This window comes from Parviterribacter multiflagellatus (assembly GCF_056863265.1).
Genome location: NZ_JBXPIZ010000012.1, coordinates 75,411 through 101,578, shown reverse-complemented (window position 1 = coordinate 101,578; position 26,168 = coordinate 75,411). Strand labels below are relative to the sequence as shown.

At 75.3% G+C, this 26,168-nt stretch carries 28 protein-coding genes and 1 pseudogene; 18 read left to right on the top strand and 11 right to left on the bottom strand.

All coding sequences use genetic code 11. From position 1 onward, the window contains the following. The first annotated feature begins 9 nt into the window (after window positions 1–9). Both AC1UE5_RS24145 and folE read left to right on the top strand, forming a co-directional pair. A complete protein-coding gene (locus AC1UE5_RS24145; RefSeq protein WP_482928482.1) occupies window positions 10–1,584 on the top strand; it encodes an LVIVD repeat-containing protein in 1,575 nt (524 codons plus the stop codon). 42 nt (window positions 1,585–1,626) lie between these two features. Then, on the top strand, window positions 1,627–2,244 hold the full coding sequence (gene folE, locus AC1UE5_RS24140) for a GTP cyclohydrolase I FolE (RefSeq protein WP_482928480.1): 618 nt from the start codon (window positions 1,627–1,629) through the stop codon (window positions 2,242–2,244). Here the strand turns inward: folE and AC1UE5_RS24135 are convergent. Continuing rightward, entirely contained in the window at window positions 2,241–2,702 is a 462-nt protein-coding gene (locus tag AC1UE5_RS24135) for a winged helix-turn-helix transcriptional regulator (protein WP_482928478.1), read from the bottom strand. The two genes, folE and AC1UE5_RS24135, sit on opposite strands and share 4 nt — an antisense overlap. 77 nt (window positions 2,703–2,779) lie before the next feature. On the opposite strand from AC1UE5_RS24135, the gene AC1UE5_RS24130 reads away from it, so the two are divergent. From AC1UE5_RS24130 to AC1UE5_RS24110, 5 genes are all read left to right on the top strand, one after another. Further along, entirely contained in the window at window positions 2,780–3,493 is a 714-nt protein-coding gene (locus AC1UE5_RS24130; RefSeq protein ID WP_482928476.1) for an SDR family oxidoreductase, read from the top strand. A 39-nt stretch (window positions 3,494–3,532) separates the two neighbouring features. Next, window positions 3,533–3,976 (top strand): hypothetical protein, encoded by a 444-nt coding sequence (locus AC1UE5_RS24125; protein ID WP_482928474.1) that lies wholly within the window; start codon window positions 3,533–3,535, stop codon window positions 3,974–3,976. A gap of 67 nt (window positions 3,977–4,043) precedes the next feature. Continuing rightward, on the top strand, window positions 4,044–5,060 hold the full coding sequence (locus AC1UE5_RS24120; protein WP_482928473.1) for an SPFH domain-containing protein: 1,017 nt from the start codon (window positions 4,044–4,046) through the stop codon (window positions 5,058–5,060). Continuing rightward, a complete protein-coding gene (locus tag AC1UE5_RS24115) occupies window positions 5,057–5,350 on the top strand; it encodes a hypothetical protein (RefSeq protein WP_482928471.1) in 294 nt (97 codons plus the stop codon). Before AC1UE5_RS24120 ends, AC1UE5_RS24115 begins: the two co-directional genes overlap by 4 nt. 36 nt (window positions 5,351–5,386) lie before the next feature. Next, complete coding sequence (locus AC1UE5_RS24110) at window positions 5,387–6,994, top strand: hypothetical protein (RefSeq protein ID WP_482928469.1); 1,608 nt, start codon at window positions 5,387–5,389, stop codon at window positions 6,992–6,994. Window positions 6,995–7,009: 15 nt separating this feature from the next. Here AC1UE5_RS24110 and AC1UE5_RS24105 read toward each other — a convergent pair whose 3' ends face one another. Continuing rightward, entirely contained in the window at window positions 7,010–7,351 is a 342-nt protein-coding gene (locus AC1UE5_RS24105; RefSeq protein WP_482928467.1) for a DUF6166 domain-containing protein, read from the bottom strand. A 72-nt stretch (window positions 7,352–7,423) separates the two neighbouring features. On the opposite strand from AC1UE5_RS24105, the gene AC1UE5_RS24100 reads away from it, so the two are divergent. From AC1UE5_RS24100 to AC1UE5_RS24090, 3 genes are read left to right on the top strand one after another with little or no spacing between them, the layout of a single operon-like run. Beyond that, entirely contained in the window at window positions 7,424–9,103 is a 1,680-nt protein-coding gene (locus tag AC1UE5_RS24100) for a thiamine pyrophosphate-binding protein (protein ID WP_482928465.1), read from the top strand. Window positions 9,104–9,134: 31 nt separating this feature from the next. Continuing rightward, the gene (locus AC1UE5_RS24095) at window positions 9,135–9,908 is read left to right on the top strand and encodes a cyclase family protein (protein ID WP_482928463.1); all 774 of its coding nucleotides are present in this window, start codon (window positions 9,135–9,137) and stop codon (window positions 9,906–9,908) included. 3 nt (window positions 9,909–9,911) lie between these two features. Next, window positions 9,912–10,364, top strand: coding sequence for a GNAT family N-acetyltransferase (locus AC1UE5_RS24090; protein ID WP_482928461.1), 453 nt, complete (start codon window positions 9,912–9,914; stop codon window positions 10,362–10,364). Here AC1UE5_RS24090 and AC1UE5_RS24085 read toward each other — a convergent pair. Together AC1UE5_RS24085 and AC1UE5_RS24080 are read right to left on the bottom strand one after the other, a co-directional pair. Next, window positions 10,361–11,965, bottom strand: a complete 1,605-nt coding sequence (locus tag AC1UE5_RS24085; protein ID WP_482928459.1) for a hypothetical protein — start codon at window positions 11,963–11,965, stop codon at window positions 10,361–10,363. The genes AC1UE5_RS24090 and AC1UE5_RS24085 overlap by 4 nt on opposite strands. A 28-nt stretch (window positions 11,966–11,993) precedes the next feature. Beyond that, on the bottom strand, window positions 11,994–12,470 hold the full coding sequence (locus AC1UE5_RS24080) for a cupin domain-containing protein (RefSeq protein ID WP_482928457.1): 477 nt from the start codon (window positions 12,468–12,470) through the stop codon (window positions 11,994–11,996). Window positions 12,471–12,580: 110 nt separating this feature from the next. Here AC1UE5_RS24080 and AC1UE5_RS24075 point away from each other — a divergent pair, with 110 nt between their 5' ends. Next, window positions 12,581–13,930, top strand: coding sequence for a hemolysin family protein (locus tag AC1UE5_RS24075; protein ID WP_482928455.1), 1,350 nt, complete (start codon window positions 12,581–12,583; stop codon window positions 13,928–13,930). Then, window positions 13,930–14,973, top strand: coding sequence for a hemolysin family protein (locus tag AC1UE5_RS24070; protein WP_482928453.1), 1,044 nt, complete (start codon window positions 13,930–13,932; stop codon window positions 14,971–14,973). The genes AC1UE5_RS24075 and AC1UE5_RS24070 overlap by 1 nt, the downstream gene beginning before the upstream one ends. On the opposite strand, the gene AC1UE5_RS24065 is transcribed toward AC1UE5_RS24070, so the two are convergent. After that, the gene (locus AC1UE5_RS24065; RefSeq protein WP_482928451.1) at window positions 14,970–15,716 is read right to left on the bottom strand and encodes a TetR/AcrR family transcriptional regulator; all 747 of its coding nucleotides are present in this window, start codon (window positions 15,714–15,716) and stop codon (window positions 14,970–14,972) included. The genes AC1UE5_RS24070 and AC1UE5_RS24065 overlap by 4 nt on opposite strands. 41 nt (window positions 15,717–15,757) lie before the next feature. On the opposite strand from AC1UE5_RS24065, the pseudogene AC1UE5_RS24060 reads away from it, so the two are divergent. Both AC1UE5_RS24060 and AC1UE5_RS24055 read left to right on the top strand, forming a co-directional pair. After that, window positions 15,758–16,432 (top strand): annotated as a pseudogene (locus AC1UE5_RS24060) (ABC transporter ATP-binding protein); the annotation flags it as partial. Between the two features lie 71 nt (window positions 16,433–16,503). Then, window positions 16,504–17,271, top strand: coding sequence for an ABC transporter permease (locus tag AC1UE5_RS24055; RefSeq protein WP_482928449.1), 768 nt, complete (start codon window positions 16,504–16,506; stop codon window positions 17,269–17,271). On the opposite strand, the gene AC1UE5_RS24050 is transcribed toward AC1UE5_RS24055, so the two are convergent. Then, window positions 17,268–17,834: a TetR/AcrR family transcriptional regulator gene (locus AC1UE5_RS24050; RefSeq protein ID WP_482928447.1), complete on the bottom strand. Its 567-nt coding sequence runs from the start codon at window positions 17,832–17,834 to the stop codon at window positions 17,268–17,270. The genes AC1UE5_RS24055 and AC1UE5_RS24050 overlap by 4 nt on opposite strands. A gap of 39 nt (window positions 17,835–17,873) precedes the next feature. Here AC1UE5_RS24050 and AC1UE5_RS24045 point away from each other — a divergent pair, with 39 nt between their 5' ends. Continuing rightward, a complete protein-coding gene (locus tag AC1UE5_RS24045) occupies window positions 17,874–18,428 on the top strand; it encodes a hypothetical protein (RefSeq protein ID WP_482928445.1) in 555 nt (184 codons plus the stop codon). On the opposite strand, the gene AC1UE5_RS24040 is transcribed toward AC1UE5_RS24045, so the two are convergent. Genes AC1UE5_RS24040 through AC1UE5_RS24025 form a run of 4 tightly spaced genes read right to left on the bottom strand, consistent with a single transcriptional unit; the run spans window position 18,425 to window position 22,552 of the window. Further along, entirely contained in the window at window positions 18,425–19,543 is a 1,119-nt protein-coding gene (locus AC1UE5_RS24040; RefSeq protein WP_482928442.1) for a diaminopropionate ammonia-lyase, read from the bottom strand. The two genes, AC1UE5_RS24045 and AC1UE5_RS24040, sit on opposite strands and share 4 nt — an antisense overlap. Continuing rightward, a complete protein-coding gene (locus tag AC1UE5_RS24035; RefSeq protein ID WP_482928440.1) occupies window positions 19,540–19,872 on the bottom strand; it encodes a TfoX/Sxy family protein in 333 nt (110 codons plus the stop codon). The genes AC1UE5_RS24040 and AC1UE5_RS24035 overlap by 4 nt, the downstream gene beginning before the upstream one ends. Window positions 19,873–19,910: 38 nt before the next feature. Continuing rightward, complete coding sequence (locus AC1UE5_RS24030) at window positions 19,911–21,629, bottom strand: DUF6909 family protein (protein ID WP_482928438.1); 1,719 nt, start codon at window positions 21,627–21,629, stop codon at window positions 19,911–19,913. A gap of 5 nt (window positions 21,630–21,634) precedes the next feature. Next, a complete protein-coding gene (locus AC1UE5_RS24025; RefSeq protein WP_482928436.1) occupies window positions 21,635–22,552 on the bottom strand; it encodes a LysR family transcriptional regulator in 918 nt (305 codons plus the stop codon). A 58-nt stretch (window positions 22,553–22,610) separates the two neighbouring features. Between AC1UE5_RS24025 and AC1UE5_RS24020 the strand changes: the two genes are divergently transcribed. Further along, the gene (locus tag AC1UE5_RS24020; RefSeq protein ID WP_482928434.1) at window positions 22,611–23,507 is read left to right on the top strand and encodes an NADP-dependent oxidoreductase; all 897 of its coding nucleotides are present in this window, start codon (window positions 22,611–22,613) and stop codon (window positions 23,505–23,507) included. Window positions 23,508–23,518: 11 nt separating this feature from the next. Beyond that, complete coding sequence (locus AC1UE5_RS24015) at window positions 23,519–24,430, top strand: pseudouridine-5'-phosphate glycosidase (protein WP_482928431.1); 912 nt, start codon at window positions 23,519–23,521, stop codon at window positions 24,428–24,430. On the opposite strand, the gene AC1UE5_RS24010 is transcribed toward AC1UE5_RS24015, so the two are convergent. Then, on the bottom strand, window positions 24,427–25,059 hold the full coding sequence (locus AC1UE5_RS24010) for a hypothetical protein (protein ID WP_482928427.1): 633 nt from the start codon (window positions 25,057–25,059) through the stop codon (window positions 24,427–24,429). The two genes, AC1UE5_RS24015 and AC1UE5_RS24010, sit on opposite strands and share 4 nt — an antisense overlap. 86 nt (window positions 25,060–25,145) lie before the next feature. Here AC1UE5_RS24010 and AC1UE5_RS24005 point away from each other — a divergent pair, with 86 nt between their 5' ends. After that, the gene (locus AC1UE5_RS24005) at window positions 25,146–26,048 is read left to right on the top strand and encodes a carbohydrate kinase family protein (RefSeq protein WP_482928425.1); all 903 of its coding nucleotides are present in this window, start codon (window positions 25,146–25,148) and stop codon (window positions 26,046–26,048) included. Window positions 26,049–26,168: the final 120 nt, after the last annotated feature.

Below are 26,168 nucleotides of genomic sequence, written 5' to 3'. Positions count from 1 at the left end.
AACTCCCGGATGGGAGACGCCAGGGGCCTCGCGGCCGCGCTGCTGTGCGCGGCGACCGCGACGCTCACCACCACCGCTGCGGCCCAGGCCGCCGCAGCCTCGCCGCCGGCAGGGGCGGCGATCAGCGACAACCTCGAGTACGTCACCGGGATCCGTGATCCCGGCACCGTGCACGGGAACTTCGACCGCGCGGGCGGGCGCGACGTCATGCTCGTCGTGGGCCGCTACGGGCTCAGGTCGTACGACCTCAGCGATCCGGCGCAGCCGCGCCAGCTCGACACCTGGCTGCCCGACGACGTGCTGCCGAACGGCGCGTGGGAGAGCGAGGACGTCGACCTCGACACGGAGCGCAAGCTCGTGATCGTCTCGCTCGACCCGCGCCACGACGACGTCGAGCAGGACAAGTGCCCGGGCATCGGCACGCTGAGCGCGAAGAACCGCAACCCGAACTGCGACAGCGGCTTCTTCGTCGTGTCGTACGCGAACCCGCAGGACCTGCAGCAGGTCGGCGAGTTCGTCGAGACGCCCGCGGGCCACACCTCGTCGTGCATCGACGGCTGCCGCTGGATCTGGACCGGCGGCCCGGCCAAGCGCGACGACATGGTCGACCCGGCGACGTGGCCGGTCTTCACGCCCGGCGGGCGCGGCGACGGCCGGCCGATCTGGGTCACGGACCTGCGCGACCCGGCCAACCCGAAGGTGCAGCCGCAGCCGATCGACCTCTACCGCAACGACGGCGCGACGGACTACTCGCACGACGTGCAGGTCGACGGCGAGGGCATCGCGTGGACGAGCGGCCGCGGCGGCGTGCTCGGCTACGCCACGAGCGGCTTCCACCGCGACCCGGCCACCCGGCGCTGGCGCCGCGCGACCCCGGCCGCTCCGATCCTCGTCGCGGGCGGCGGCGTCGAGGGCGTCGCGGTCCCCGGCGCGATGTTCATGCACAACGCGCTCCGGCCGACCGGCAGGACGAACGCCGTTCGTGCCCGCGGCGTGCCGCGCGGCGGCGTGCTGATCTCCACCGAGGAGCAGTTCAGCGACGACTGCACGACCGACGGCCGCGTGGTGTTCTCCGACATCACCGACTCGCTCGGTGGGCGCGCGGCGTCGTCCACGCCCGAGCGGCCGTACCGGATGAGGGCGCTCGACTGGTTCCACCCGACGCTCGACGAGCCCGGGACGGTCGGCACGAGCACGAGCTGCTCGGCGCACTACTTCGACCTCGCGGGGCCGCTGCTCGCGACCACGTGGTACGGGCAGGGCGTCCGGTTCCTCGACGTGCACGACGCGCGCGACGTGCGGCAGGTCGCGTACTTCCGGGTCGACGGCCAGTCCGCCGAGCAGCCGTCGAGCAGCGCGTTCTCCGTCCGGTACGCGCACGGGCTGGTGTACGTGTTCGACATCAACCGCGGGATCGACGTGCTGCGGCTCAAGGGCCGCGGGCACGACGCCGCGCCCGCGTGGCCCGAGGTGAGCGCGCCGCCGGTGGCGGCCGGGAGCGAGCGGTTCGCGGCGCGGGTGGTCGAGCCCGGCCCGCGCGACACGCTCGTCTGCCCGGTGATCGCGCCGTCGTCAGCGCCGTAGGTGGTGCGGACATGCCCCGCGCGGCCAAGTACCGTGCGGGGCATGTCCGACGTGTTCGACGCCGACGACAACGGTCGCGGCGAGCTGCTCAGCCCGCATCCGGGCGGCCGCGAGATCGACCTGCCGCGCGCGCAGGCTGCCGCGCGCGAGCTGCTCTGCTCGCTCGGCTACGACCTGGAGGACGAGAACATCGCCGACACGCCTCGGCGTGTCGCGGACGCGTACGCGGAGCTGCTCACGCCCGTGCCGTTCAACCCGACGACGTTCCCGAACGAGGAGGGCTACGACGAGCTGGTCGTGGCCAAGGACATCCCGTTCCACTCGCTCTGCATGCACCACCTGCTGCCGTTCACCGGCGTCGCGCACGTGGCGTACCTGCCGGGCGATCGGATCGTGGGGCTGTCGAAGCTCGCCCGCGTCGTCGAGTACTTCGCACGCGACCTGCAGGTGCAGGAGCGCCTGACGCAGCAGATCGCGAACTGGCTCAACGAGCACCTGCAGCCGCGCGCGGTCGGCGTCGTGCTCGAGGCCGAGCACCTCTGCATGTCGCTGCGCGGCGTCAAGAAGCCGGGCTCCCGCACGGTCACGTCGTCGCTGACCGGCACCCTCCGCGAGGACGCGCGCACGCGCGAGGAGTTCCTCGCGCTCGTTCGCCGCTAGTCGGCCAGCGCGCCAGGCCCGGGGACGGAGCGGACGTCGGCGGGGTCGAGCTCCCGCCCGTCCGGCCCGACGAACGCGACGTGGACCGGCGTGCCGTCCTCGGTGCGGAGCAGACGCGCGGGGCCGTGCTCGGACGGGCGGTGCTCGTCGCCCCACTGCTGCAGCGCGCTGAGGACGACCAGCAGGTCGCGCCCGGCGGGGGTGAGGTGGTAGCTCTGGCGCTCGCGTGCGCCCGGCTCGCGGTACGCGCGCTGCTCCAGCACGCCCGCCTCGACGAGGCGCTTGAGCCGCGCGCTGAGGATGTCCGGTGCGACGCCCAGCGCGTCGCGCAGCTCGGCGAACCGCGTGCGGCCGAAGAACGCCTCGCGGATGACCAGCAGCGTCCACCGCTCGCCCAGCACGTCGAGGCTGCGAGCGACCGAGCAGCGCGCGTTCGTCTCCTTCGCGGTGGTGGGCATGCGTCACAGCCTAGCTTGGTAGGGAAAGCAAACTCAGAGGTGCTAGGTTGCGATCTCCAACTCAGATGGAGGCCGTGATGAGGATCGAAGGCGCGACCGTGCTGGTGACCGGGGCGAACCGGGGGCTGGGCAGGGCGTTCGTGGAGGAGCTGCAGGCCCGCGGGGTGGCGAAGGTCTATGCGGGGGCGCGCGACCCGGAGTCGGTGACGACGCCCGGCGCGGTCCCGGTGCGGCTCGACGTGACGGACCCGGAGCAGGTGCGGGAGGCGGCCGAGCTCGCGTCGGACGTGGACCTCGTCGTCAACAACGCGGGCACGTTGACGAACGCCGGCGCCGTGACCGGGTCGCTCGACGATCTGCGGCTCGAGATGGAGACGAACTACTTCGGGACGCTGAACGTCAGCCGCGCGTTCGCGCCGGTGCTGGCGCGCAACGGCGGCGGCGGGATCGTCAACGTCCTGTCGGTGCTGTCGTGGATCGCGTTGCCGACGAGCGGCGGCTACTCGGCGGCGAAGGCGGCGGCGTGGTCGCTCAGCAACTCACTGCGCGTCGAGCTCGCAGGGCAGGGCACGTCGGTCACCGCGCTGCACGTCGGCTACATGGACACCGACATGGCGGCCGCGGTCGACGCCCCGAAGTCCGACCCGCGCGCGGTCGCCGTCCAGGCGCTGGACGGGGTGGAGGCGGGCGCGATGGAGGTCCTCGCGGACGAGGTCTCGCGCCGCGTCAAGTCCGGCCTGTCGCACGACCCGAGCGTCCTGTACCCGCAACCGGCCTCCACCGCCGCGTAGCGGCGCGCGACCTTCGCGCGTGCGCGTCGTTCCCCGTGCATGCGACGACTGCTGGCAGGGGCGGGGCTGGTCGCGGGGTGCGCCGGGTGCGGGGATGACCGGGTGCAGGTGTTCGCGCGCGTCGACCGCCCGCGGCGGATCCTCCGCGCCCGCACGCGCGTCGCGGGCGTCGTGACCGGCGAGCGGCAGGAGCGGAGGATCCTGCGCCGGCTCGGCTGCCCGCGCCGCCCGCCCGAGCGGCAGTGCGACGTCGACACCGGCGTGTTCACCAGCGCCTCCGCCGGTGGCGGCGCGGCGTGCGCGACGGCCCAGCGGGTGCTCGACGCCGCGGTCCCGTGGTTCGAGCGCGAGTGCGAGTGGACGTGCGCGACGCGGGAGCGGTTCGCCGGCTTCCGCTGCACGGTCGCGCAGGTGGGCGAGGCGGACTGGACGATCACGTGCCGCCGGGGCGCGCAGGTCGTGCGCAGCAGCGTGTCCTACTGACGGGCGACAGCGCACGAGGGTCCTTGATCGTGCAGGATGCGCGGCGATGGCGAGGAGCGGAGGAAGCGTGAGTGGGAACCTGGGGCCGCGGGCGATCGGGCTCGGCATCGTGGGCGCGATCGTCGTGCTGACGCTCGTGGTCGGCGGCGGCGCGTGGCTCGTGTCGATCAAGGGAACCGACGTGGGCACGGTGTGCATCGTGCGCGAGGGCGGGCCGTTCGACGGGCGCGACATCAAGGAGGTCCGGCAGCCCGGCGAGGGCCCGAAGCCGATCGGCGCGTTCAACAAGCAGGACTGCCTCCCGATCACCGAGCGCGACTCGACCGACGTCATCGAGGGCGACCAGACGTTCCCGACCCGCGACTCCGTCCAGGTGATCGTCGACGGGCAGGCGCTCTACCAGCTCACCTCCGACCCCGCGAAGGCCGAGAAGTTCTACCGCGGCTACGGCCGGCGCAAGTGGGGCGGCGAGGACATCTCCTCCGACGCGGGCTGGCTCGCGTTCCAGCGCCAGCGGCTCGCGCCGGTGATCCTCGACGCCCAGCGGGAGGTGATCGGCGGCTACGCCTGCAACGCGCTCAACAACCTGTGCCAGTACGTGCAGAACCCCGACGCCGCGGTGCGGCGGACGGGCGAGGGTTCGACGGGCGACACGACCCAGAACCTCACCGAGGCGCAGCGCAAGCTCGCCGAGAAGATCCGCGAGAAGCTGCAGGCGGCGTTCGGCGACGAGTACTTCGAGAACGTCCGCTACCAGAACCTGCGCATCCGCTTCGAGCCCGAGGTGCAGAAGCGCATCACCGAGGCGCAGTCGCTGCGCACGCAGGCGGCGAACGCGAAGCTCGAGGCCGAGCGCGAGCGCGCGAAGGCCAAGGGCGAGGCGGACCGGAAGGTCGAGGTCGCCGAGGGCGAGCGGCGCGCCGCGTTCCAGCAGGCGCGCGCGTACCGGCTCAACCCCAACCAGGCGCAGATCGACCGCATCCGCGCGTTCTGCGGCCCGGACGGCTGCGACCCGCAGGTGCTCGGCGGCAACGTCAGCGACGTCATCTCGCAGATCGCGGGCCGGGCGGCGCGCACGCCGTGAAGCTGCTCGCCGTCGTGCTCGTGCTGGCGCTGTTCGTCGCGCTGGTCGCCCTCATCGCCTGGGGCATCCGGCGGCAGCTGGCCGAGCGCGCGCGGTGGGAGCTGGACGAACGCTCGGAGCGCGGGCGCGTGGTGGTGCGCGCGGTGCGCCCGGGCGGCGGCGAGCCGCTGGTGGTGGGTGCGGTCCCGTTCGACGACCCCGAGTTCGAGCTGAAGATCGAGGAGCTCCGCGCGGAAGGCCGCTCGCGCGTGATCGCGCTCAACTCGGGGCTCCCACCTGGACGGCGGTAGGGGGAACGGGGGCGCTCCATAAAGCGGAGCGCCGTGATGCCGAAAGGAGCCTTCGTGCCGTTCCTGCGCTCCAGCCTCCTGCTCGTCCTTCTCGCCGCCGTCACCGCGACGCTCGCCGCGCCCGCCCTCGCCGCCCCGCGCGCCGTCCCGTTCGGTCCGCCCACGACGCTGCTCGACGGCGACCACTGGCAGCCCGACAGCCCGTTCGGCCTGTTCGTCACGCCACAGGACGGCGCGCTGCTGGTGACCGCGGGCCAGGGGCGCGACGTCGCGGTCGCCGTTCGCCCGGACGGTGGCCGGTTCCGCCCGGCGTGGCTCGTCAACGGCGTCGAGACCGGCGGCGACGGCGTCGTCGGGTGGCCGACGGTCACCCGCAACGGGCGTGCGCTGCTCGTCTGGGAGCACCGGGGCAAGCGGGGCGCGGTCCGGATCGCCCGCACGGGCCCCGGCGGGCGCGTCACGAAGCACGCGCTCCCCGCGCCGGCCGACGGCCGACCGGGGGCGTGGGCGCAGTCCGCCAACGGGCGCTCGGACGTCGTGTGGGCGGCCCGGACCGACGGGGTCGCGGTCGTCTCCGTGGCGCCCGGCGGCGCGATCACGACGCAGCGGATCGCGACCCGCTGGGCCGAGGATCCCGCGATCGTCGCCGGCCCCGCGGGCCAGGCGGTGGTCGCGTGGCGCGACGTCGCGCCGTGTCCGGGCTGGCCGAGCCTGGACTGCGACGCCATCATGGCCGCCGTCCGGCCGGGGGAGCGCGCGCTGTTCGGGCCGCCGCAGACGCTCGACGTCCGCGCGCCGGACATGCCGAGCCACCCTCTGAGCTCCCGGATCGCGCTCGGGCGGCCGCAGGTCGTCGCGGACGGCGACCGCGTCGTCGTGGCCTGGCACCATGCGAACACCATCGAGGGCTTCGACGGGCTGCGCGTCGCCGTGGGCGGCTACCGCGGCCTCGGCCGCGCCGCGACCGTGCCCGACACCGCGGCGCGCATCGCGCCCGCGCCGGCGGATCTCGGGGTCACGGAGCCGTACGACCAGTGCGGCTACGACGAGGAGCGCGACCCGGACGTGCTCGAGAGCGCGGACGAGGTCGTCCAGGTCCTGCGCGCGCCCGTCGGCGCGACCGACCTGCTGCTGCGCGACGGCGACCCGCGGTGCGCCTCGGCGGCGCGGCGGGTGCGGATCGCTGCGGACGGGACGCCCGGCGCGCCGGTCACGCTCGTGCCGCTGGGCGCCGAGGAGCAGGCGTGGACGGCGGTCGGCCCGGGCGGGCGGCGGCTCCTCGTGGGCCCGTCGACCTACCAGCTCGCGGCCGCCGACGGCGCCGTCCAGGCGTCGGGCCGGCTGCCGGGCGTCACGCCGCTCGCGGCCGGCTGGGACGGCGATCGCGCGGTGGTGCTCACCGCCGTCCGCTGCTCGGGCGGGCTGCGGACCGACGCGCTCGTGGTCGAGCCGTCCGGCGCGGTGCGCCGCACGCGCGTCCTGCCGTGCGCCGGCACCCTGCCGGAGCTGACGCTCGACGGCACGGGCCGCGTGGTCGTCGTGCAGCGCGGCAAGAGCGGGGCGCTCGTCGCGCGCGCGTCGTGCCCAGTCGGGGCGTGGGCCGCGGGCGGTGCGCGGGCGCGCTGCCGGCCGCCGCGGGCCTGAGCGGCGCCGCCGCCGTCACGCCGCGGCCCCGGTCTCCTGCAGCTCGACCCACTCGAGGACCGTCTCGCGGGCGATCACGAAGCCGGCCTCGGGGAGGTGTGCGACGACCTGGGTGGCGAGCTCGCGGCACAGGCGCTCGGCGAGCATCGCGTTGCCGGTCGCGTCGACGAGCATCGCGCGGGCCAGCTCGCGCGCGCCCGCGCCGCGGCGGCCCCACGCGAACCCGATGAGCTGGTCGTCGGAGGCCTGCGGGAGGCCGCGGCGGCGGGCGCCGGCGTCGATCCAGACGTGGCGGCCCCAGAGGTCGGCGACACCGACGTAGCGGGTGACCGGTGGGGCGGTGAGGAGGGAGGTCATGACCGACAAGGAACCGCCCGAACCCGAGAATCGGCTGAGCGCTGGCGAAGAGCTTCCCTAGGATGCGCGCCCGTGACCTCCGCCCGCGCACCGCACACCGTCGCCGACGCCGTCGGTGGGACGCTCGCGGAGCTGGGGGTCGACACGGTCTTCGGGCTGCTGGGGAGCGGGAACTTCGTCGCGACCGAGGCGCTCGTCGCCGGCGGCGCGCGGTTCGTGGCCGCGCGGCACGAGGGCGGCGCGGTCGCGATGGCGGACGGCTGGGCGCGGTCGACCGGGCGCGTGGGCGTCGCGTCGGTGCACCAGGGGCCCGGGCTCACCAACACGCTCACCGCGCTGGGCGAGGCCGCGAAGAGCCGCACGCCGCTGCTCGTCCTCGCGGGCGACACGCCCGCCGCGGACCTGCACTCGAACTTCCGCATCGACCAGCACGACCTCGTGACGTCGGTCGGCGCGGTGGCGGAGCGCATCCACTCCGCCGCGAGCGCCGGGGCCGACGCCGCGCGGGCGCTGCACCGCGCGCTGCTGGAGCGCCGGCCGGTCGTGCTCAACCTGCCGATCGACCTGCAGGCCGTGCCCGCGCCGCCGTCGGCCTCGCACCGGGCGCCGGCCTCCGTCCCCCGCGCGCCGCGGCCGGCGCCCGGCGACGTCGCCCGCGCCGCCGCGCTGATCGAGCAGGCCGCGCGGGTCGTGATCGTCGCGGGCCGCGGCGCGGTGCTGGCGGGCGCGCGCGACGCGCTGGAGGTGCTGGGGGAGCGGTGCGGCGCGCTGCTCGCCACGTCGGCGGTCGCGCACGGCTTCTTCGCCGGAGCCGAGTACGACGCGGGGATCGCCGGCGGGTTCGTGACGCCGGCGCTCGCCGAGCTGCTCCCGCAGGCCGACCTCGTGCTCGCGTTCGGCGCGACGCTCAACCACTGGACGACGCGGGGCGGGCGGCTCCTCGGCGACGGCGCGCAGGTCGTGCAGGTCGACGTGGACCCGGGCGCCATCGGGGCGCACGTGCCGGGGGCGCTGGCGCTGGTCGGCGACGCGGCGCTGGCGGCGCAGGACCTCGTGGCCGCGCTGCCGCCGGAGCCGCGCCCAGGCTTCCGCACGCCGGAGGTCGCGGCGCGGCTCGAGCGCGAGGGCCGCTGGCGCGACGTGCCGGACGAGCGCGCGGCGACCGGCGGAGGAACCGCGAACACCGTCGACCCGCGGGCGCTCACCGTCGCCGTGGACGACGCGCTCCCCGCCGACCGCACGGTGGTCGTCGACTCCGGCCACCTCACCGGCTGGCCCGCGATGTACCTGGCCGTGCCCGACGCGCGCTCGTGGCTCTTCGTGAACGCCTTCCAGGCGGTCGGGCTGGGACTCGGCGCCGCGATCGGGGCGAGCGTCGCGCGGCCGGGCCGGATCACGGTCGCGGCGGTCGGCGACGGCGGGCTCTTCCTCGCGCTGCAGGAGCTCGAGACCGCGGCGCGGCTGCGGCTCCCCCTGCTCGTCCTCGTGTACGACGACGCCGCCTACGGCGCCGAGGTCCACCACTTCGCGCCGCAGGGCCGCGACACCGCGCGCGCCCGGTTCCCCGACGCCGACCTGGCCGCGATCGCCCGCGGCGCCGGATGCGAGGCGCTCACCGTTCGCGCACTCGACGACCTGCGCTCGCCGCTCGCCGCGTGGGCCGCCGACCCGCGCGGCCCGCTCGTCGTCGACGCGAAGGTCGACCCCACCGTCTGCGCGGCCTGGCTCGAGGACGCCTTCCGCGCGCACTGACCCCCCCGACCCTGAGGAGCCCCGCCCGCCCATGTCCGCCATCGCCGCCCTCGCCGACGCGCTCGCGTCCGGCGCCGTCCGCGTCGTCGACCTCACGCAGCCGCTGTCGGAGTCGACGCCGGTGATCCAGCTCCCCGACCAGTTCGCCAACACGCCGCCGCTGTCGCGCCGCACGCTCTCGAAGTACGACGACGCGGGCCCGGCGTGGGCGTGGGACGTGCTGGAGCTGGGCGAGCACACCGGCACGCACGTCGACGCGCCGATCCACTGGGTGACCGGCAAGGACGGGGAGGACGTGGGCGCGATCCCGGCGGGCCGGCTCGTCGGGCCGGCGGCGGTCGTCGACGTGACGGCGAAGGTGGCGGCCGACCCGGGCTACCTCGTCACGGTCGCGGACTTCGAGGCGTACGAGGCCGAGCACGGGCGGATCGCGGAGGGATCGTGGGTCCTGCTGCGGACCGGCTGGGCGGCGCGGGCCCATGACGCCGAGGCGTTCCTCAACGCGGGGCCGGAGGGGCCGGTCACGCCAGGCCCGGACGTCGCCGCGGCGGAGTGGCTCGGACGCGAGCGCGGCATCGTCGGCTTCGGCGTCGAGACCGTCGGCATCGACGCGGGCGCCGCGGGTGGGATGGAGCCGGCCTTCCCGGTCCACCACCACCTGCTCGGCAACGGCCGCTACGGCCTCACGCAGCTCGCGAACCTCGACCAGCTCCCGCCCACCGGCGCGATCGTCGTCGTCGCGCCGCTGCGGCTGGTCGGCGGCACCGGCTCGCCCACCCGCGCGCTCGCGCTCGTACCGGCCTGAGCCGTGCGGATCGCCCCCGAGCCCTTCGACGCGCCGGACAGCGCCGCGCTCCGCGAGGAGCTGCGGCTCGACATCGAGCGCCGCTACGGACGGCCTGACACCGAGCCGGGCGTCAAGCCGAGCACGGCCGACATCGCCGTCTTCCTCGTCGCGCGCGGGGACGACGGCGAGGCGGTCGGTTGCGTCGGCCTGCGGCTGCTCGACGAGCCCGGGACCGCGGAGCTCAAGCGCATGTACGTGCGGCCGCCGGCGCGCGGGACCGGGGTGGCGCGTGCGCTGCTGCGGGCGCTGGAGGACGAGGCGCGGGCGCGCGGCGTGACGCGGCTGCTGCTCGAGACCGGGCCGGAGCAGCCCGAGTCGATCCGCTTCTACGTCCGCGAGGGGTACGAGGAGATCCCGCTCTTCGGCGATTACGCCGGCTCGCCGCTCTCGCGCTGCTTCGCGCGCTCGCTCTAGATCACGACGCGCAGGACGACGATCGCGAGCGCGAGGGCCGCGATGAGGATCGTCAGGGCGAGGAAGCGCGAGAGCCAGAGGGTGGCCTTGGGCTCTCCGGGGTTGAGGCCGTGGGCGAGCATCGCGCGGACCTCGCGGCGGGTCGCGGCGGCGGGGGAGATGCGGCTGCGCTGGGTGGCGTCGGCGACGCGGGCGGCGCGGTCGTGGCGGGACGCGTCGCGCTCGACCTGACGGCGGGCGCGCTCGGCCTCCGCGAGCGCCTCGTCGCGCTCGCGCTGGAGCGCCTCGACGTCGGCGGCGGGCGGGGTGGAGCCGGTCGCGCGCTCCAGGCGGCGGACCGCGGCGTCGCGTTCGCGCGCGGCCTCGTCGCGGGCGGCCCGGGCGACGTCGAGCTGATGCTGGAGCGTCTCGACCTCCTCGGACCGGTCCTGCGCCTCGGCGACGTCGGCGGCGGAGAACGCGACGGTCGCGTCGGCGGCCTCCTGCCGCGCGGCCTGCGCGGCGGCGACCTGGGCGCGCAGCTCCTCGATCTCGGCGCGGGCGGCGGCGAGCTCGCCGGAGAGGTCGGGGTAGGCGGGCTCCGCGGGCGCGGGCGCCGGCGGTGGCGGGGCGGACGCGGGAGCCGGAGCGGCCTGCGCGAACGCGGCGTCGCGCTGCGCGATCAGCGTGTTGCGGTCCTTCCGCGCGGCGTCGCGGGCGGCGATGGCCGCATCGCGCTCGGCCTCCACCGGCGCGACCCGGGCGCGCAGCGCGGCGGCCTCCGCGCGCGCCTCTTCCAGCTCGTCCTCCGTCGGCGCGGCGGCCAGGCGGCGACGCAGCTCGGCGATCTCCTCCTGGCCGGCGGCCTGCGCGGCGACGGCGGCGTCGCGCTCGCGCACCGCCTCATCGCGGGCCCGCTCGGCGCCGGCGCGGGCCTCCGCACGCGCCGCCTCCATGCGCCCCTCGACGTTCTCGCGCAGCGCGTCGGCCTCGCGCACCGCGATCTCGCGCGCCTCGACCGCGCCCTCCAGGTCGGCGGCCAGCGCGTCGCGTGCGGCGACGGCGTCGTCGCGCTCGCGGGTCACGAGGTTGAGCTGCTGCGCGGCCGCGTCACGCGCCTCCACGGCCAGGTCCCGCTCGCGCGCCACCGCGTCGCGCGCGGCCACAGCGGCGTCGCGCTCGCGCTCGGCGGGGGAGCGGCGCGGCTCCGGCGGCGCGGTGCGGCGCGGTTTCGGGGCGGGCTCCTTCGCGGGCGCGTCGGCGGCCGGCTTGCGGCGGCGCGCGCCTGACATGCCGCGGCTCGGCGGCTCGAGCTCCACCGCGACCCCCGGCGCGACGGCCAGCTCCGCGCCCTCGAGCGCGACCTCGCCGCCGTCCCACGCGAAGGCCGCGACCCACGGCTCGCCGACGACGTCCGGCGCCCACGGCTTGTGGTCGAGCACGGCCAGCAGCCGCCGCGACGCCCCGTCGAAGCGCACGTCGAGCGTGGGCCGCACGAACCGCCGGCCCCGGACCCCGGTCCACGTCCCGACGACCTCGAGCCGGCCGTCCCCCGTCCATCCGAAGCGCTCGACGTCGAACGCGGGCGTCTCGACGCGCGGCGGCGTCGCCCCTGCTGCCATGGGACCTCAGGCTACCCAGCGCGGCGGATCACGGATGCGCCTCGTCGGTGTAGTACGGGACGTCGCTGGACCGCTTGACGATCACGTTGTCGCGCCGGTCGCGCGTGTAGACGCCGATCTTGTCGCTGTCCGGGTACACGGTCGCGGCGGGGTACCTGATCGTCGACCACATCAGCACGCGGCACGGCTCGGTGTCGCTGGCGTTGAAGATCTTGTGCGCGCCCTCGGGCGCCGGCGGGAAGAAGACGAGCTGCAGCGGGCCGAGCTCCTCGACGCCGTCTGGCGTGCGGACGCTCGCGCGGCCCGAGATCACGAGCAGCCACTCCTCCTCGGCCAGCTCGTAGTGGTAGGGGCAGAGCGCCTGCCCGGGCGGCAGCTCGTACAGCGACGCGCCCGTCTCGACGGCCCCGAGCCCCGGCCCCGGCCGCACCATCCCCGCGCGGAAGCCCTCCGGATCGGTCTCGTCGTACTGGAACTCGGGCTGGGTGAGATCGACGCGCTTCATGCGCCGCATCGTCGTCTACCCTTCGGCGGAATGCATCCCGCTGCCGTCGTCGACTGCGACGACCCCAGCTCTAGTACCGGGCCGCCACGAGGCGGCTCGCGGAGCACCCGATGATCGAGGTGCTCCTGATCCTGATCGGCGTCCTGCTGGTCGCGGCCTGTGGCGCGTTCGTCGCGGCCGAGTTCGCGTTCGTCACCGTCGACCGCGCCACCGTCGACCGCCAGGTCGAGAGGGGCGACGCGGGGGCGAAGGGCCTCCAGCACGCGCTGCACACGCTCTCGACCCAGCTCAGCGCCGCGCAGCTCGGCATCACGGTCACCAACCTGCTGATCGGCTTCATCGCCGAGCCCGCGATCGCGGACCTCATCGACGCGCCGCTCGAGACGCTCGGCGTCCCCGAGGGTGCGGTGCGCGGCGTCTCGGTGACGATCGCGCTCGTCCTCGCGACGACGCTGACGATGCTGTTCGGCGAGCTCGTCCCGAAGAACCTCGCGATCGCCAAGCCGCTCGCGACCGCCCGCGCGGTCCAGGGCTTCATGCGCGTCTTCACGCGCTCCACCGCGGTGATCGTGCGCTTCTTCAACGGGACGGCGAACAAGATCCTGCGCCGCCTCGGCGTCGAGCCCCAGGAGGAGCTCGCGTCCGCGCGCAGCGCGGAGGAGCTCGCGTCGCTCGTCCGGCGCAGCGGCGAGCAGGGCACGCTCGAGCCTGAGACCGCGACGCTCCTGCAGCGCTCGCTGACGTTCGGCGAGCGCCGCTCGGGCGACGTGATGACCCCGCGCGAGCGCATGCACTCGCTGCGCGAGGACGACACCGCGCTCACCGTGATGGAGACCGCGCGCGAGACCGGTCGCTCCCGCCTGCCGATCGTGTCCGACGACGGTGAGCGGATCCTCGGCATCGTCCACATCAAGGACGCGATGTCGATCCCCTACGCGCAGCGCGCGACGACGCCGGCGACGCAGGTCATGACCGAGCCCGTCGTCGTGCCTGACACGGTCGAGCTCGACCCGCTGCTCGCCCAGCTGCGCGCGGGCGGCCTGCAGATGGCGGTCGTGGTCAACGAGTTCGGCGGCTTCGACGGCATCGTCACGCTGGAGGACCTCGTCGAGGAGATCGTCGGCGAGGTGCGCGACGAGCACGACGAGGCGGACGACTCGATCCGCCGCACCGGCGACGGGTGGTCGATCTCCGCGCTGCTGCGCCCCGACGAGGTCGCGCGCGCCACCGGCATCCTGCTGCCCGAGGACGAGGAGTACGAGACGATCGGCGGCCTGGTCCCGTTCGAGCTCGGCCGCGTGCCCGAGGTGGGCGACACCGTCGAGGTCGAGGCGCGCGACCTCGATCGCGGGCGCCACCTCGCGACGCTGACCGTGCTCGCGATGGACGGCCTGCGCGTCGACCGGGTGCAGCTCGTCCACGAGCCGCTGCCCGAGGACGACGAGGAGGACGAGGGCTGATGGGCGACTTCGGCGCCATCGGCCTGTCGGTGATCCTGCTCGTGCTCAACGCGTTCTTCGTCGGGGCGGAGTTCGCGCTGATCTCGGCGCGGCGCTCGATGATCGAGCCGCGCGCGGAGGAGGGCAACCGCCTCGCGAAGATCACGCTGAGCGCGATGGAGAACGTGTCGCTGATGATGGCCGGCGCGCAGCTGGGCATCACGCTCTGCTCGCTCGGCCTCGGCTACCTGGGCGAGCCGGCGATCGCGCACCAGCTCGAGGGCCCGTTCCACGACCTCGGCATCCCCGACTCGCTCGTGCACCCGGTCGCGTTCATCATCGCGCTGTCGCTGATCGGCTACCTGCACGTCGTGCTCGGGGAGATGGTCCCGAAGAACCTGGCGCTCGCCGGGCCGGACCGCGCGGCGCTGATCCTGACCCCGCCCCTCGTCCTGATCGTGCGCGTGCTGCACCCGTTCATCGCCGCGCTCAACTGGATCGCCAACCACGTCCTGCGCGCCGTCGGCGTGACGCCGAAGGACGAGGTGACCTCGACCTTCACGCGCGACGAGGTCGCGGGGCTCGTGGAGGAGTCGCGCCGCGAGGGACTGCTCGACCCCGACGAGGAGCGGCTGGTCGTGGGTGCGCTGACGTTCACCGAGCGCGACGCGCGCTCGGTGCTGCTGCCGGTCGAGACGCTGGAGACCGTGTCGCCGCAGGTCACGCCGGCCGAGCTCGAGCAGGTCGCGGCGCGCACCGGCTACAGCCGCTTCCCGGTCGAGCGCGACGGCAAGCTCATCGGCTACCTGCACCTCAAGGACGTCCTGGAGTTCGAGGACCGCCACCGCAACCGGCCCATCGCCGAGTCGTGGATCCGGCCGCTGCCGACGGTCCGCTGCACCGACCGGCTGCGCGCCGTGCTCGCGACCATGCAGCGCTCCGGGGCGCACCTCGCGCGGGTGCGCGACGTGGACTCGCCGCGGACGCTGGGCGTCGTGGCGCTGGAGGACGTGCTGGAGGAGCTGGTCGGCGAGATCCGGGACGAGGCGGGGGCAAAGGCCTAGCGGCCTTTGCCCTTGCGGGAACGGCCGGGGGGCCGTTCCCGCCGGTCGATCAGCCGGTCGATCCCGCCGAAGACGACCTCGAGGTCGAAGAGCAGGTTCTCCTCCGGTCCGTCGTCGTCGCCGAAGACCCCGGACGCGGCGGCGCGGGCGACGGCGGGGAAGCGCTCGCTCGACGTCATCTGCCGGAGCGTGCGTGTGAACTCCTCGGGGTCGTGCGCGCCGGCCAGGCTCTGGTGCAGCTCGGCCGCGTTGCGCGCGACGGAGAAGACGACGTTGTTGAGGAGCAGCGTCGACGCGGCCTTCTCGGGCTCGCTGAGCGGCGTGCCGGCGAGCGCCTCCAGCGCGGAGTCCATCCACGCGACGCGGTTGGGGCCGAGCGCGGCCCAGCCGAGCGGGATGTGCAGGAACCACGGGTGCGCGCGGAGCGTGCTGAGCAGCGCCTCCGCCCACTCGGTGAGCTGCGCGCGCCAGCCGTCGGGCGTGGCGCGAAGCGCGGGCGGCAGGCCGACCGCGACGTCGACCATCAGCACGAGCAGCTCGTCCTTGCCGGCGACGTGGCGGTAGAGCGCCATCGGGGTGACGTCGAGCGCCTTGGCCACGCGCGCCATCGAGACGGCGTCGAGGCCGTCCGCGTCGGCGATCGCGATCGCGGCCTCGACCACGCGGCGCGGGGAGAGGCCCGGGCGCTCGCGGCGGGCGGGGCCCGGGTCGGCTTCGAGGTTCCACAGGCGGTCGAGCGTCACGGCGCTTGATCGTATCGAGGTATATGCTGTACACTCGGTATATGACGTATACAATCGAGGTGGACGGGCTGGTGAAGGCGTTCGGTGGCCGCCCCGTCCTGGACGGCCTGGACCTGCGCGTGGAAGGCGGGTCGATCCTCGCCCTGCTCGGCCCGAACGGCGCGGGGAAGACGACGACGGTCCGCGTGCTCTCCACGCTGCTGCGGCCGGATGGCGGGACGGCGCGCGTGGCGGGCCATGACGTGGTGCGCGAGGCCCGCGCGGTGCGGCGGGCGCTGTCGCTCACGGGCCAGTACGCGGCGGTCGACGAGCCGCTGACGGCGGAGGAGAACCTGCTGCTGATGGCGCGCCTGCGGCACCTGCCGCGGCGCCAGGCGCGGGCGCGGACCGAGGAGCTGCTGGAGCGGTTCGACCTCGTCGCGGCGCGCGGGCGGCGGGTCGCGACGTTCAGCGGCGGCATGCGGCGGCGCCTGGACCTGGCGATCTCGCTGCTCGGCTCGCCGTCGGTGATCGTGCTCGACGAGCCGACGACGGGGCTCGACCCGCGGTCGCGCCGCGCGGTGTGGGCCGCAGTCGAGGAGCTGCGCGCGGGCGGGACGACGATCCTCCTCACCACGCAGTACCTGGAGGAGGCCGACCGGCTGGCGGACCGGATCGCGGTGCTCGACGGCGGGCGGATCGTGGCCGAGGGCACGGCGGCGGAGCTGAAGGCGCGCACCGGCCACGCCTCGCTCGACGACGTCTTCCTCGCCCTGACGGAGCCGGCCGCGCTGGCGGAGGTGGCGTGATGCCGTACGTGGTCTCCGACGCGGCGACGCTCGTCGGCCGCTCGCTGCGCCACTCGCTCCGCAGCCCCGACGCGCTCATCACCGCGCTCGCGCTGCCGGTGATGCTCCTGCTGCTCTTCGTCTACGTGTTCGGCGGTCAGCTCGGCGCGGGCGGGGGCGTGGACTACGTCGACTACGTCGTGCCGGGCATCGTGCTGCTGTGCGCGGGCTTCGGTGCCGCGGGCACCGCGGTGAGCGTCAACGCCGACATGACGACCGGCGTCATCGACCGGTTCCGCACGCTCGACATCGTCGGTGCGACGGTGGTGGGCGGACACGTCGTCGCGAGCGTCGTGCGCAACGTCGTCTCGACCGCGCTCGTGGTCCTGATCGCGCTCCTGATCGGCTTCTCGCCCGACGCGGGGGTGCTCGACTGGCTCGCGGTGGCGGGCGTGCTCGTGGTCTTCATGGCCGGGATCGCGTGGCTGGCGGCCGCGGTCGGGCTGCTCGCCGCGAGCCCGGAGTCGGCCAACGCGTTCACGTTCGTCGTGATGTTCCTCCCGTACGTGAGCAGCGCGTTCGTCGACCCGGCGACGATGCCGGCGGGGCTCGAGTGGTTCGCGGTCCACCAGCCGGTCACTCCGGTGATCGAGACCGTGCGCGGGCTGCTGCTCGAAGGCGGCGCGGCGGGATCCGACGTCGTGGCCGCGCTGGCGTGGTGGACGGGCGCGATCGTGGTCGGCGCGGGCGCGTCGGCGGCGCTCTTCCGGCGGCGGACGGCGCGCTAGGTGAGCGCGTCGATGCGCCGGCGCAGGATCGTCGTGATGCGCTCGGGCGGCATCGTCTCCGGCGTCAGCGTGCCCTGGAGGGCGAGGCCGTCGGCGAGCGCGTGCAGCTCGGCGCCGGCGGCCGCGGGGTCCTGAGCGCCGAGCGCCTCGGCGAGCTGGCGGCACAGGCGGGCGATCGCGCCGTGGGCCTCGTCGCGCAGCGGGCGGAGCGCGGGGTCGACCTGCGCGCGCAGGCTGAACGCGAGCCAGACCTGCATCTCCGCGCGGCGCTCGTCGTCGAGCGGGACGAGCTCGGAGAGCAGCGCGAGCGCGGCGGCGCGCGGCGACTCCCACGGGCCGCCCGCCTCGATGCGCTCGGTGGCGCGCCGCACCACGAGCTCCATCGCGAACGTGAGCAGCTCCTCCTGCGTCGCGAAGTAGTGGCGCAGCGAGCCGCTCGACCAGCCGGCCTCGGCGGCGACGCGGCGGATCGACGCGGCCTCGACGCCGTGGCGGACGATGAGCCGCCAGACCGCCGCGGCCAGCTCGGCGCGGCGGGCGTCGTGGTCGACGGCCTTCGGCATGGGTCGACGTTCTAGCACACCTGTGCTAGAACAGAACGCATGCTCATCGCCGTCATCGTCGCCTGCGAGATCGGGTTCTGGGTGCTGCTGGGAGCAGGGCTCGCCACGCGCTACCTGCTGCGGCGCGAGCGGCTGAGCACGGTGCTGCTCGCGGCGGTCCCGTTCGTCGACCTGGTCCTCCTCGTCGCGACCGTGCTCGACCTGCGCGACGGCGCGACCGCGGGCTGGCAGCACGGCCTCGCGGCGGCGTACCTGGGGTTCTCCGTCGCGTTCGGGCCGTCGCTCGTGCGGTGGGCGGACGTGCGGTTCGCGCACCGGTTCGCGGGCGGGCCGCCGCCGGCCGGCAAGCCGCGCGGGGGAGCGGAGCGGCGCGCGTACGAGTGGCGCGAGTTCCGCAAGGCCGCCCTGGCGTGGGCGATCTCCTGCGGGCTGCTCGGGCTGGCCATCCTCGCGGTCGGCGACGCGGACCGGACGGAGGCGCTCCTCGGCTGGATCGCGCGGCTGAGCGTCGTGCTCGCGATCTGGTCGCTGTGGCCGATCTCGTACGCGGTCGAGGGCCTGCGCGGCCGCGACCGCCGGGCCGCGGAGGGCTAGCCGGCGAGCAGGCGCGCGCGGCCGGCCGGGTCGGTGACGCCCTCGGTGCAGAGGACGAGCGCGCGGTCGTCGGGCCGCAGGTGCCCGCGGTCGCGCAGGAGCAGGAGGCCCGCGAGCGCGGCGGCGCCGGTCTCGCCCGCCTCGACGCCGTCGGCCGCGAGGAGTCGCAGCGCCTCGGGCACGCGCGCGTCGTCGATCGCGGCGTACAGGTGGAAGCCGTGCTGGAGCTCGGGCCACGCGACGAGCGACGGCGTCTCGCACTGCAGCCCGGCCATGACGGAGTGCTCGGGCGCGTCGACGGTCAGCAGCTCGCCCGCCTTGACCGACTCGAGCACGCACGCGGCGCGGGTCGGCTCGATGCTCGCAAGGCGCGGGCCGGCGCCCGCGTAGTGGCGGACGCCCGCGGCCGCGAGCGCGCCGACGCCGACGGGGAGCGCGACGAGCGTCGGCGGCACGATCGTCGCCTCCTCGATCTCGGCGAAGATCGTCGTGTAGCCCTCGATCACCCACCGCGGCACGTCCGCGTAGCCGGGCCACGAGGTGTCGGAGATGATGAGCGTCGTGGCGCTCGCCTCCTGCGCGGCGCGGTGCACGGCGTCGTCGTAGCCGCCGTCGAGCACGTGGACGTCCGCGCCCTCCGACGCGATCCCCTCCACCCGCGCGGGCGCGGCGCCGGCGGGCATGAAGATGGTGGCGGGGAGCCCGAGCAGCCGCGCCATCCGCGCGACGGCCCGCCCGTGGTTGCCGTCGGTCGCCGTGCACAGCCGCGGCGCGTCGTCGCCCAGCGCGGCGCACACCGCGCGCAGCTCGTCCAGCGACGGCGCCGCCTGCTCGTCCAGCCCGGCCCGCTCCAGGGTCGCCCGCCGCACCGCCCACGACGCCCCGAGGATCTTGAACGCCGGCAGCCCCAGCCGCTCCGTCTCGTCCTTGATCAGCACGCTGCCGACGCCCAGCGCGGCGGTGCTCGCGGGCGCCTCCCGCAGCGGCGTCGGCGCGTACTCGGGGAACGTGCGATGGAATGCCCGCGGCGTCAGCACGTGCGCGCCCGGCCGCTCCGCCTCGGGCGCGGCCGCCCACGTCGGCGCGGCCTCCAGCACGTCCTCCGCGATGGTCACTTCGCCGGAAGCGAGCGGGCGTAGCTGACGCTGCGCTGCACCCACTCCGCCAGCGCGGGCTCCGAGGCGACCGCGGAGGGCGCGACGCGGAGCCAGCCGTCCATCTCGCGATCGCGCATGACGAACGGGTCGACGCCGGGGGCGGAGCGGAGGGCGTCGATCTCGTCGGGCTCGCCGCGCACGAGCAGGCCGCCCTGGCCGCTCACCGTCACGGACATGTTGCCGCCGACGAGGAAGGCCAGGCCGCCGAACATCCGCTTCTCCACCAGGCCCGGCTCGTCGCCGATCAGCGTGCGGACCCGCTGGGCCAGCTCCTCGTCGTACGCCATGGCGGGAGCATCACCGCAGCGGGCCCGGCAGGCAAGCCCTAAGCGGACGCTTTCAGTCCGCCTTCCCGCGCGAAGATGCGGCGCAGGATCGCGATCGATGACGCGTAGGTCGAGTCCATCCCGCGGTACGACAGGCCGCGGGCGCCGAGCGTGCGGGCCTGCGTGTACGGCGTGTCTGAGGCGTAGTGGATGATCCCGAAGTCGATCGGGAGCTTGGAGAACGAGACCTGCTCCCCGACCGGGTAGCGCGCGGTCTCCGCCAGCTCGTACACCGCCGCGCAGTACGGGCCGGCCTCCATCTCGACGACCGTGTACGCCTCGCGGTACCAGCGATCCAGGTACGCGCGGTTCTGGAGGAACGTCGACTTCACCGTCACCGCGCGCTGGTTGTCGAGGCCGCTGCCGAAGCGCAGGAACGGCGCGATGTCCTCGACCCCGAACGCGTTGTCGAGCCAGTAGCGCGTGTCGGAGTGCTCGTCGTGGACGGTCGACGACAGCATCACGTCGCCCACGTCGGCGTTCAGCGTCGCCGCCTTGCCCAGCACGTAGACGCCGGCGAGCGTGTCGCGGTCCTCGGTGATCTCGCGCAGGATGTTGTACGCCGCGAGACCGAGGGGGTAGTCGATGTTGAGGATCACCGCACGCGAGGCGCGCAGGGCGTCCGCGTCGACCGGGCCGAGCCGCGGATCGAGGCGCTCGGGCTGGAGCTGGCCGAGCGGGATCACCTGCGCGGCGACGCGCAGCGCGGTCTTGGAGTGCAGGTGCAGCACGCCCGCCTCGCGCTCGGCGGCGTGGCGCTCCTCGCCCTTGTCCGGGTACGCGTCGAAGTAGTCGCGGGCGACGAAGTAGAGGAAGTTCTCCCACGAGCCGCGCGTGCGGCCCTCGCGGAACATCCGCAGCTCCTCGCGCAGGTCCTCGGGGCCGTCCGTCTCGACCCAGCGCACGAGCTCGTCCTCGTGGCGCAGCGCCTCGGCGGTCACCAGGTTGGCGAGCGAGTGGGTGTTGGAGGAGACGACGTAGAGCGGCCCGTCGCCGAAGCCGGTCGCGTCGATCGCCTCGCGGACGGGGGTGAACCAGCGGCGCGTCATGCGCGCGTAGCCGACCGCGCTGCCGCCGAGCATCCGGATGCGCAGCCGCAGGCGCCGCTCGGCGACCTGGTTCATCCGGTCCTCGAACGCGGGGCCCCACACGGAGATGAGCCGCTCCCAGTCCTCCTCGCCGCCGCCGAGCGTCTCCGCCAGCGTCGCGGCGGTCGGCACGGCGTCGGCACCCGCCAGCGGCCAGCCGGTCGCGCGCAGCCGCACGCGCAGCTTGTTCCACTCGATCTGGTAGGCGACGAGCGTCGGGATGAGGTCGTCGAGGTCTGACGAGGAGGCGAGCAGCACGGCCAGCGTCCCGTCCGGCCCCTCGTACCAGCGGCGGCGGCGCGCGGGCGACTCGCGCGTGGGCCAGTCGTCGAGCGGCCCGATGCCGGCGCGGTCGAACTGCACCGCCTCCTGGCCCATCACGACGACGCGCGCGTCGGGGACGCAGGTCGGCAGGCGCTGGATCGAGTAGAGGAACGCACCGAGGTCGAGCTCCTCGGAGTCGGCGAGCGGATGCAGCGAGGAGCGGATCGCGCGGTGGCTCGACTCGAGGATCCGCAGGTCGGTCTCCCCGCGCGAGCGCAGCAGGGTGTTGTAGGTCCGCTGGTAGAGCGTCACCTCGTCGGCGATGGCCGACGCGTCGTCGGCGGGGAGGGCGAAGGGCGCGGTCACGCCTCTCATCCTGCCGCAGACAGCTCGGATCCGGTGTGTCGCAGCGCGCGGACCAGCGCATCGGCGGCAGGTGGGGCGCCGGTGCCCCGGGCCACGGCGCTGATGCGGCGGGTCAGGCGCCGGTCAGCGACGGGGCGCAGCACGACGTCGGGACGGCGGTGCGCGACGGCGAGCGCGGGCGCGAGCGAGACGGCCAGGCCGGCGGCGACGACCCCCTGGACGGCGAGCAGGTCGTCGGAGACGAATGCGACGTCGGGCTCGAAGCCGGCGGCGGCGCACGCGCGGCGGATGACCGCGTCGCGGCCGGTGGCGGTGCCGAGGACCCAGCGGTCGGCGCTCAGGTCGGCGAGCAGGACGTCGCGGCGCTCTGCCAGCGGGTGCGTCCGCGGGAGGACCGCGAGCATCGGGTCGTGCAGCAGCGTCGTGCGCTCCGTCCCCGGCGGGAGCGGCGCGGTGGCCGTTGGGAGGTCGGCGGCGGCGAAGACGACCGCGACGTCCGCGGCGCCGTCGGCCACCGCGCCGAGCGCGTCGTCGTGCCCGGCGGTGGTCAGCTCGACCTCCACGGCGGGGTGCTCGGAGCGCACCGTCGCGATGGCGCGGGGGAGGAGGTCGACGAACGCGGTGGGGAACGCGGCCACGCGCACGCGGCCGGTGCGCAGCGCGGCCAGGTCGTCGAGGTCCTGCTCGGCCCGCGCGGCTCGGTCGAGGAGCGCGGCGGCGTGGCGCAGGAGCAGCTCGCCCGCGGCCGTCGGCGTGACGCCGCGAGGGCGCCGCTCGAGCAGCGTGACGCCAGTGTCCTCCTCCAGCCGGGCGACGTGATGCGAGACCGCGGGCTGCGTGAGGCCGAGCGCGTTGGCGCCGGCGGAGATCGAGCCGTGCTCGGCGACGGCGGCGAGGACCTGGAGGCGGCGCAGATCGAGCATCGACGTTCATTATGGCTGTGCTTCGAACCATCGATGGATCGCGTGGGACGTTGGCTCCATGAACCAGACCATGACCGCCGTCGTCGCCTCCACCACCGGCGAGCCGGACGTGCTGCACACCGCCACCGTCGCCAAGCCCGAGCCCGGCCCGGGGGAGGTGCTGATCCGGGTCGCCGCCGCGGGCGTGAACCCGGTCGACTGGAAGACGCGCCGGGGCTCCGGCGCCCACCGGTTCGTGACGTTCCCGTGGATCCCCGGGTGGGACGTCGCCGGTGTCGTCGAGTCCGCCGGCATGGGCGTCGTGACGTTCGCGCCCGGGGACCGCGTCTTCGGGCTCGTCGCGTTCCCTCACCCGGCCGGCGCGTACGCCGAGTACGTCGTCGCGCACGTGTCGCAGCTCGCGCGGACGCCCGACGCGCTGACCGACGTCGAGGCGGGCGCGCTCCCGCTGGCCGCGCTCACCGCGTCGCAGGCGCTGTTCGACGCGGGCGGGCTGCGGGCCGGCGAGCGCGTGCTGATCACCGCGGCGGCGGGCGGCGTCGGGCACGTCGCGGTGCAGCTGGCGGCGAAGGCCGGGGCGGAGGTCGTCGCGGTCGCGTCGGGGCGCAACGAGGAGTACGTGCGCGGGCTCGGCGCGAGCGAGTTCGTCGACTACACCGCGGGCCCGGTCGGCGAGCGGCTGCGCGGGCCGGTCGACCTCGTCGCGGACCTCGCAGGCGGGCCGGGCGCGCGAGAGCTCGTCGGCCTCGGCGCGCGGGCGGTCTCGATCACCGCGCCGGACCTGGACGGCGCGACGTGGGCGTTCGTCGCGCCGCACGGCGGGGAGCTCGCCACCGTGGCCGCGCGCGTCAAGCCGACCGTCGCCGCGGTGATCCCGTTCGCCGAGGCCGCCCGGGCGCACGCGCTGAGTGAGGAGGGCCACGTCCGCGGCAAGCTCGTGCTGGTGCCCCGCTAGCGTCACTGGCCATGCTGAACGTCGCGCCCGAGGTCGCCGATGCCCTGGCCGAGGGCCGGGCGGTCGTCGCGCTGGAGTCCACGATCGTGTCCCACGGCCTGCCGCGGCCGGACAACGCGCGCATCGCGCGGGAGATCGAGCAGGCCGTCCGCGACGGCGGCGCGGTGCCGGCGACGATCGCGCTCGTCGACGGCACCGTCCGGATCGGGCTCGACGACGAGGGGCTGGACGCGATCGCGTCGCGCGACGGGGTCGTGAAGTGCTCGTCGCGCGACCTGCCGATCGCGGCGGCGCGCGGCGCGACGGGCGCGACGACGGTGGCGGCCACCGCGCACCTCGCCGCGCTCGCGGGCATCCGCCTGTTCGCCACCGGCGGGCTGGGCGGCGTGCACCGCGAGGCGCGTGAGACGTGGGACGAATCGGCCGACCTCGTCGCGCTCGCGCGCACCAACATCTGCGTGGTGAGCGCGGGCGTGAAGTCGATCCTCGACGTGCCCGCGACGCTCGAGCGCCTGGAGACGCTGGGCATCGGCGTCGCCGGCTACCGCACCGACCGCTTCCCCGGCTTCTACCTGTCCGACAGCGGCCACGCGCTGCCGTGGCGGCTCGACGACCCGGGCCAGGTCGCGGCGGTCCTGCGCGCGCGGGGCCCGCTCGGGCTGGAGAGCAGCGGGTTCGTGCTCGCCAACCCGCTTCCCGCGGACGAGCAGCTCGATCCCGCGCTGCACGAGCGCGTCCTGAGCGCCGCGCTGGCCGACGCCGAGGCGCAGGGGATCCGCGGCCGCGACGTCACCCCGTTCCTCCTGGCTCGCTTCCACCAGGACACCGAGGGCGAGTCGCTGCGCGCGAACGTCCGCCTCGTGCTCAACAACGCGCGGCTGGCGGCCGAGGTCGCGGCCGCCCTCGCCGCGACGCCCGCCTAGCGTCCGACGCGCTTCAGCGTCACCGACCCGTCCCACGTCACCCGCAGGGAGCCGGACGGGTCGGGGACGGTCGCGTCGATCTTCACCTTCAGCTTCGCGGTCTTGCCCTTGAAGGCCGAGAGCGGGTGCTTGGAGGTCGTCGCCTCCTGCGAGAGCGTGGTCGACGCGATGCCCTCGATCGGCTCGTCGCACTCGTTGGTGGTCGGCGCGATCGACCACTGGATCTCGACGGTGGAGCCCTTCACCTGCACGACGGCGGCGAGCCCGTCGTGCGCGACCTTGCGCGGCTTGGTGGAGCAGTCGACCGTGCGCTCCTTCTCGCGGTAGGTCGCCTTCGAGGCCTCGTAGTGCTCGATCGGCGTCGCCTTCGCCATGAACGTGCTGGCGTAGACCGGCTTGCGCAGGTCCATGAACCCGCCCGGCTTGTAGCTGTCGTACGACATCGCGCCTTCGCTGACGAGGCTGCGGACGCCGTCGTCGTAGCTCGCCTTCGACTCGCCCTTGAGCGTCACGTCGGTGAACTGCCACTTGGCCTGCCACGGCTTCTTCGCAGCGGCGTCGGCGGTGGCGGGGGTCAGGAGCGCGCCGGCGGCGAGGAGGCCGGCGAGCAGGCGGGTCTGGGAGAGCATGCCGCGCATCCTGCTTCGCGCCAGGCGACCCGGCATCGGGGGCGCCCCTAGTCCGCTTCCCCGAGGGTGGCCCCTACCCTCGCCCGGTGTCGATCGTCGTCGTCGGGGACCTGATGGTGGACGTCGTCGCGGCGGCGCTCGAGCCGATCGCGCACGCGTCGGATGCGGCCGCGCGCGTGACGTACGCGGGCGGCGGCGCGGCGGCGAACGTCGCGGCGTGGCTGGGGGAGCTGGGCGCGCCGGTCGTGCTCGTCGCGCGGGTGGGGGACGACCTCGTCGGGCACGGCGCGGTGGAGGAGCTGCGCGAGCTCGGCGTCGACGCGCGCGTCACGCTCGACCCCGAGCGGCCGACCGGCACCTGCATCGTGCTGGTGGAGCCGGGCGGGGAGCGGACGATGCTGCCCGACCGGGGCGCCAACGCCGCGCTCGCGCCGGAGGATCTGCCGGGGGAGGCGTTCGCGGCGCGTAGCGGCGGAGTCGGCGCCGGGCACCTGCACCTCTCCGGCTACACGCTGCTCGCGGACGACTCGCGCGCGGCCGGCCTCGCGGCGCTCGAGCGGGCGCGGGCGGCGGGCATGACGATCTCGGTCGACCCGGCCTCGGCCGCGCCGCTGCGCGCGTGTCCGCCGGAGCGGTTCCTGGAGTGGGTGAGCGGCGTCGACCTACTCGTCCCCAACCTCGACGAGGCGCAGGCGCTGACGGGTGAGGCGGACCCGGAGGTCGCGGCGAGGAGGTTGGTGGGGGTGGCCGCGGAGGTCGTGGTGAAGCTCGGCGCCGGCGGCGCGCTGTGGACCGACGGCGCGGAGGTCGTGCGCGTGGCGGCGCCGGCGACCACCGTCGCGGACACCACCGGCGCGGGCGACGCGTTCGCCGCCGGCCTGCTCGCCGCCCGCCACGCCGGTGCGGACCCGCGCACCGCCCTCCGCGCGGCGGCGGCGACCGGCGCCCGCGCGGTCGGGCTCACCGGCGCGCGCCCACACCGCCGCTGACGCCGCGAGTCGACTTCCCACGCAGACGGTGGGACATTCGACTCGCGGTCGGGGAGGCGCCGCGACGCGCGCCACCCTGTCGCGCGCTGCGCGCCATTCGCGCGACGTTCCGTCTCTTGG

What these genes read in the sequence shown, in the direction of transcription:
- AC1UE5_RS24070 (WP_482928453.1), top strand. Translation starts at nt 13,930, where the DNA reads ATGGGCGACTTCGGCGCCATCGGCCTGTCGGTGATCCTGCTCGTGCTC.
- AC1UE5_RS24095 (WP_482928463.1), top strand. Translation starts at nt 9,135, where the DNA reads ATGTCCGCCATCGCCGCCCTCGCCGACGCGCTCGCGTCCGGCGCCGTC.
- AC1UE5_RS24015 (WP_482928431.1), top strand. Translation starts at nt 23,519, where the DNA reads ATGCTGAACGTCGCGCCCGAGGTCGCCGATGCCCTGGCCGAGGGCCGG.
- AC1UE5_RS24020 (WP_482928434.1), top strand. Translation starts at nt 22,611, where the DNA reads ATGAACCAGACCATGACCGCCGTCGTCGCCTCCACCACCGGCGAGCCG.
- AC1UE5_RS24025 (WP_482928436.1), bottom strand. Translation starts at nt 22,552, where the DNA reads ATGCTCGATCTGCGCCGCCTCCAGGTCCTCGCCGCCGTCGCCGAGCAC.
- AC1UE5_RS24045 (WP_482928445.1), top strand. Translation starts at nt 17,874, where the DNA reads ATGCTCATCGCCGTCATCGTCGCCTGCGAGATCGGGTTCTGGGTGCTG.
- AC1UE5_RS24085 (WP_482928459.1), bottom strand. Translation starts at nt 11,965, where the DNA reads ATGGCAGCAGGGGCGACGCCGCCGCGCGTCGAGACGCCCGCGTTCGAC.
- AC1UE5_RS24050 (WP_482928447.1), bottom strand. Translation starts at nt 17,834, where the DNA reads ATGCCGAAGGCCGTCGACCACGACGCCCGCCGCGCCGAGCTGGCCGCG.
- AC1UE5_RS24145 (WP_482928482.1), top strand. Translation starts at nt 10, where the DNA reads ATGGGAGACGCCAGGGGCCTCGCGGCCGCGCTGCTGTGCGCGGCGACC.
- AC1UE5_RS24125 (WP_482928474.1), top strand. Translation starts at nt 3,533, where the DNA reads ATGCGACGACTGCTGGCAGGGGCGGGGCTGGTCGCGGGGTGCGCCGGG.
- AC1UE5_RS24135 (WP_482928478.1), bottom strand. Translation starts at nt 2,702, where the DNA reads ATGCCCACCACCGCGAAGGAGACGAACGCGCGCTGCTCGGTCGCTCGC.
- AC1UE5_RS24080 (WP_482928457.1), bottom strand. Translation starts at nt 12,470, where the DNA reads ATGAAGCGCGTCGATCTCACCCAGCCCGAGTTCCAGTACGACGAGACC.
- AC1UE5_RS24035 (WP_482928440.1), bottom strand. Translation starts at nt 19,872, where the DNA reads ATGGCGTACGACGAGGAGCTGGCCCAGCGGGTCCGCACGCTGATCGGC.
- folE (WP_482928480.1), top strand. Translation starts at nt 1,627, where the DNA reads ATGTCCGACGTGTTCGACGCCGACGACAACGGTCGCGGCGAGCTGCTC.
- AC1UE5_RS24055 (WP_482928449.1), top strand. Translation starts at nt 16,504, where the DNA reads ATGCCGTACGTGGTCTCCGACGCGGCGACGCTCGTCGGCCGCTCGCTG.
- AC1UE5_RS24075 (WP_482928455.1), top strand. Translation starts at nt 12,581, where the DNA reads ATGATCGAGGTGCTCCTGATCCTGATCGGCGTCCTGCTGGTCGCGGCC.
- AC1UE5_RS24105 (WP_482928467.1), bottom strand. Translation starts at nt 7,351, where the DNA reads ATGACCTCCCTCCTCACCGCCCCACCGGTCACCCGCTACGTCGGTGTC.
- AC1UE5_RS24010 (WP_482928427.1), bottom strand. Translation starts at nt 25,059, where the DNA reads ATGCTCTCCCAGACCCGCCTGCTCGCCGGCCTCCTCGCCGCCGGCGCG.
- AC1UE5_RS24130 (WP_482928476.1), top strand. Translation starts at nt 2,780, where the DNA reads ATGAGGATCGAAGGCGCGACCGTGCTGGTGACCGGGGCGAACCGGGGG.
- AC1UE5_RS24110 (WP_482928469.1), top strand. Translation starts at nt 5,387, where the DNA reads ATGCCGAAAGGAGCCTTCGTGCCGTTCCTGCGCTCCAGCCTCCTGCTC.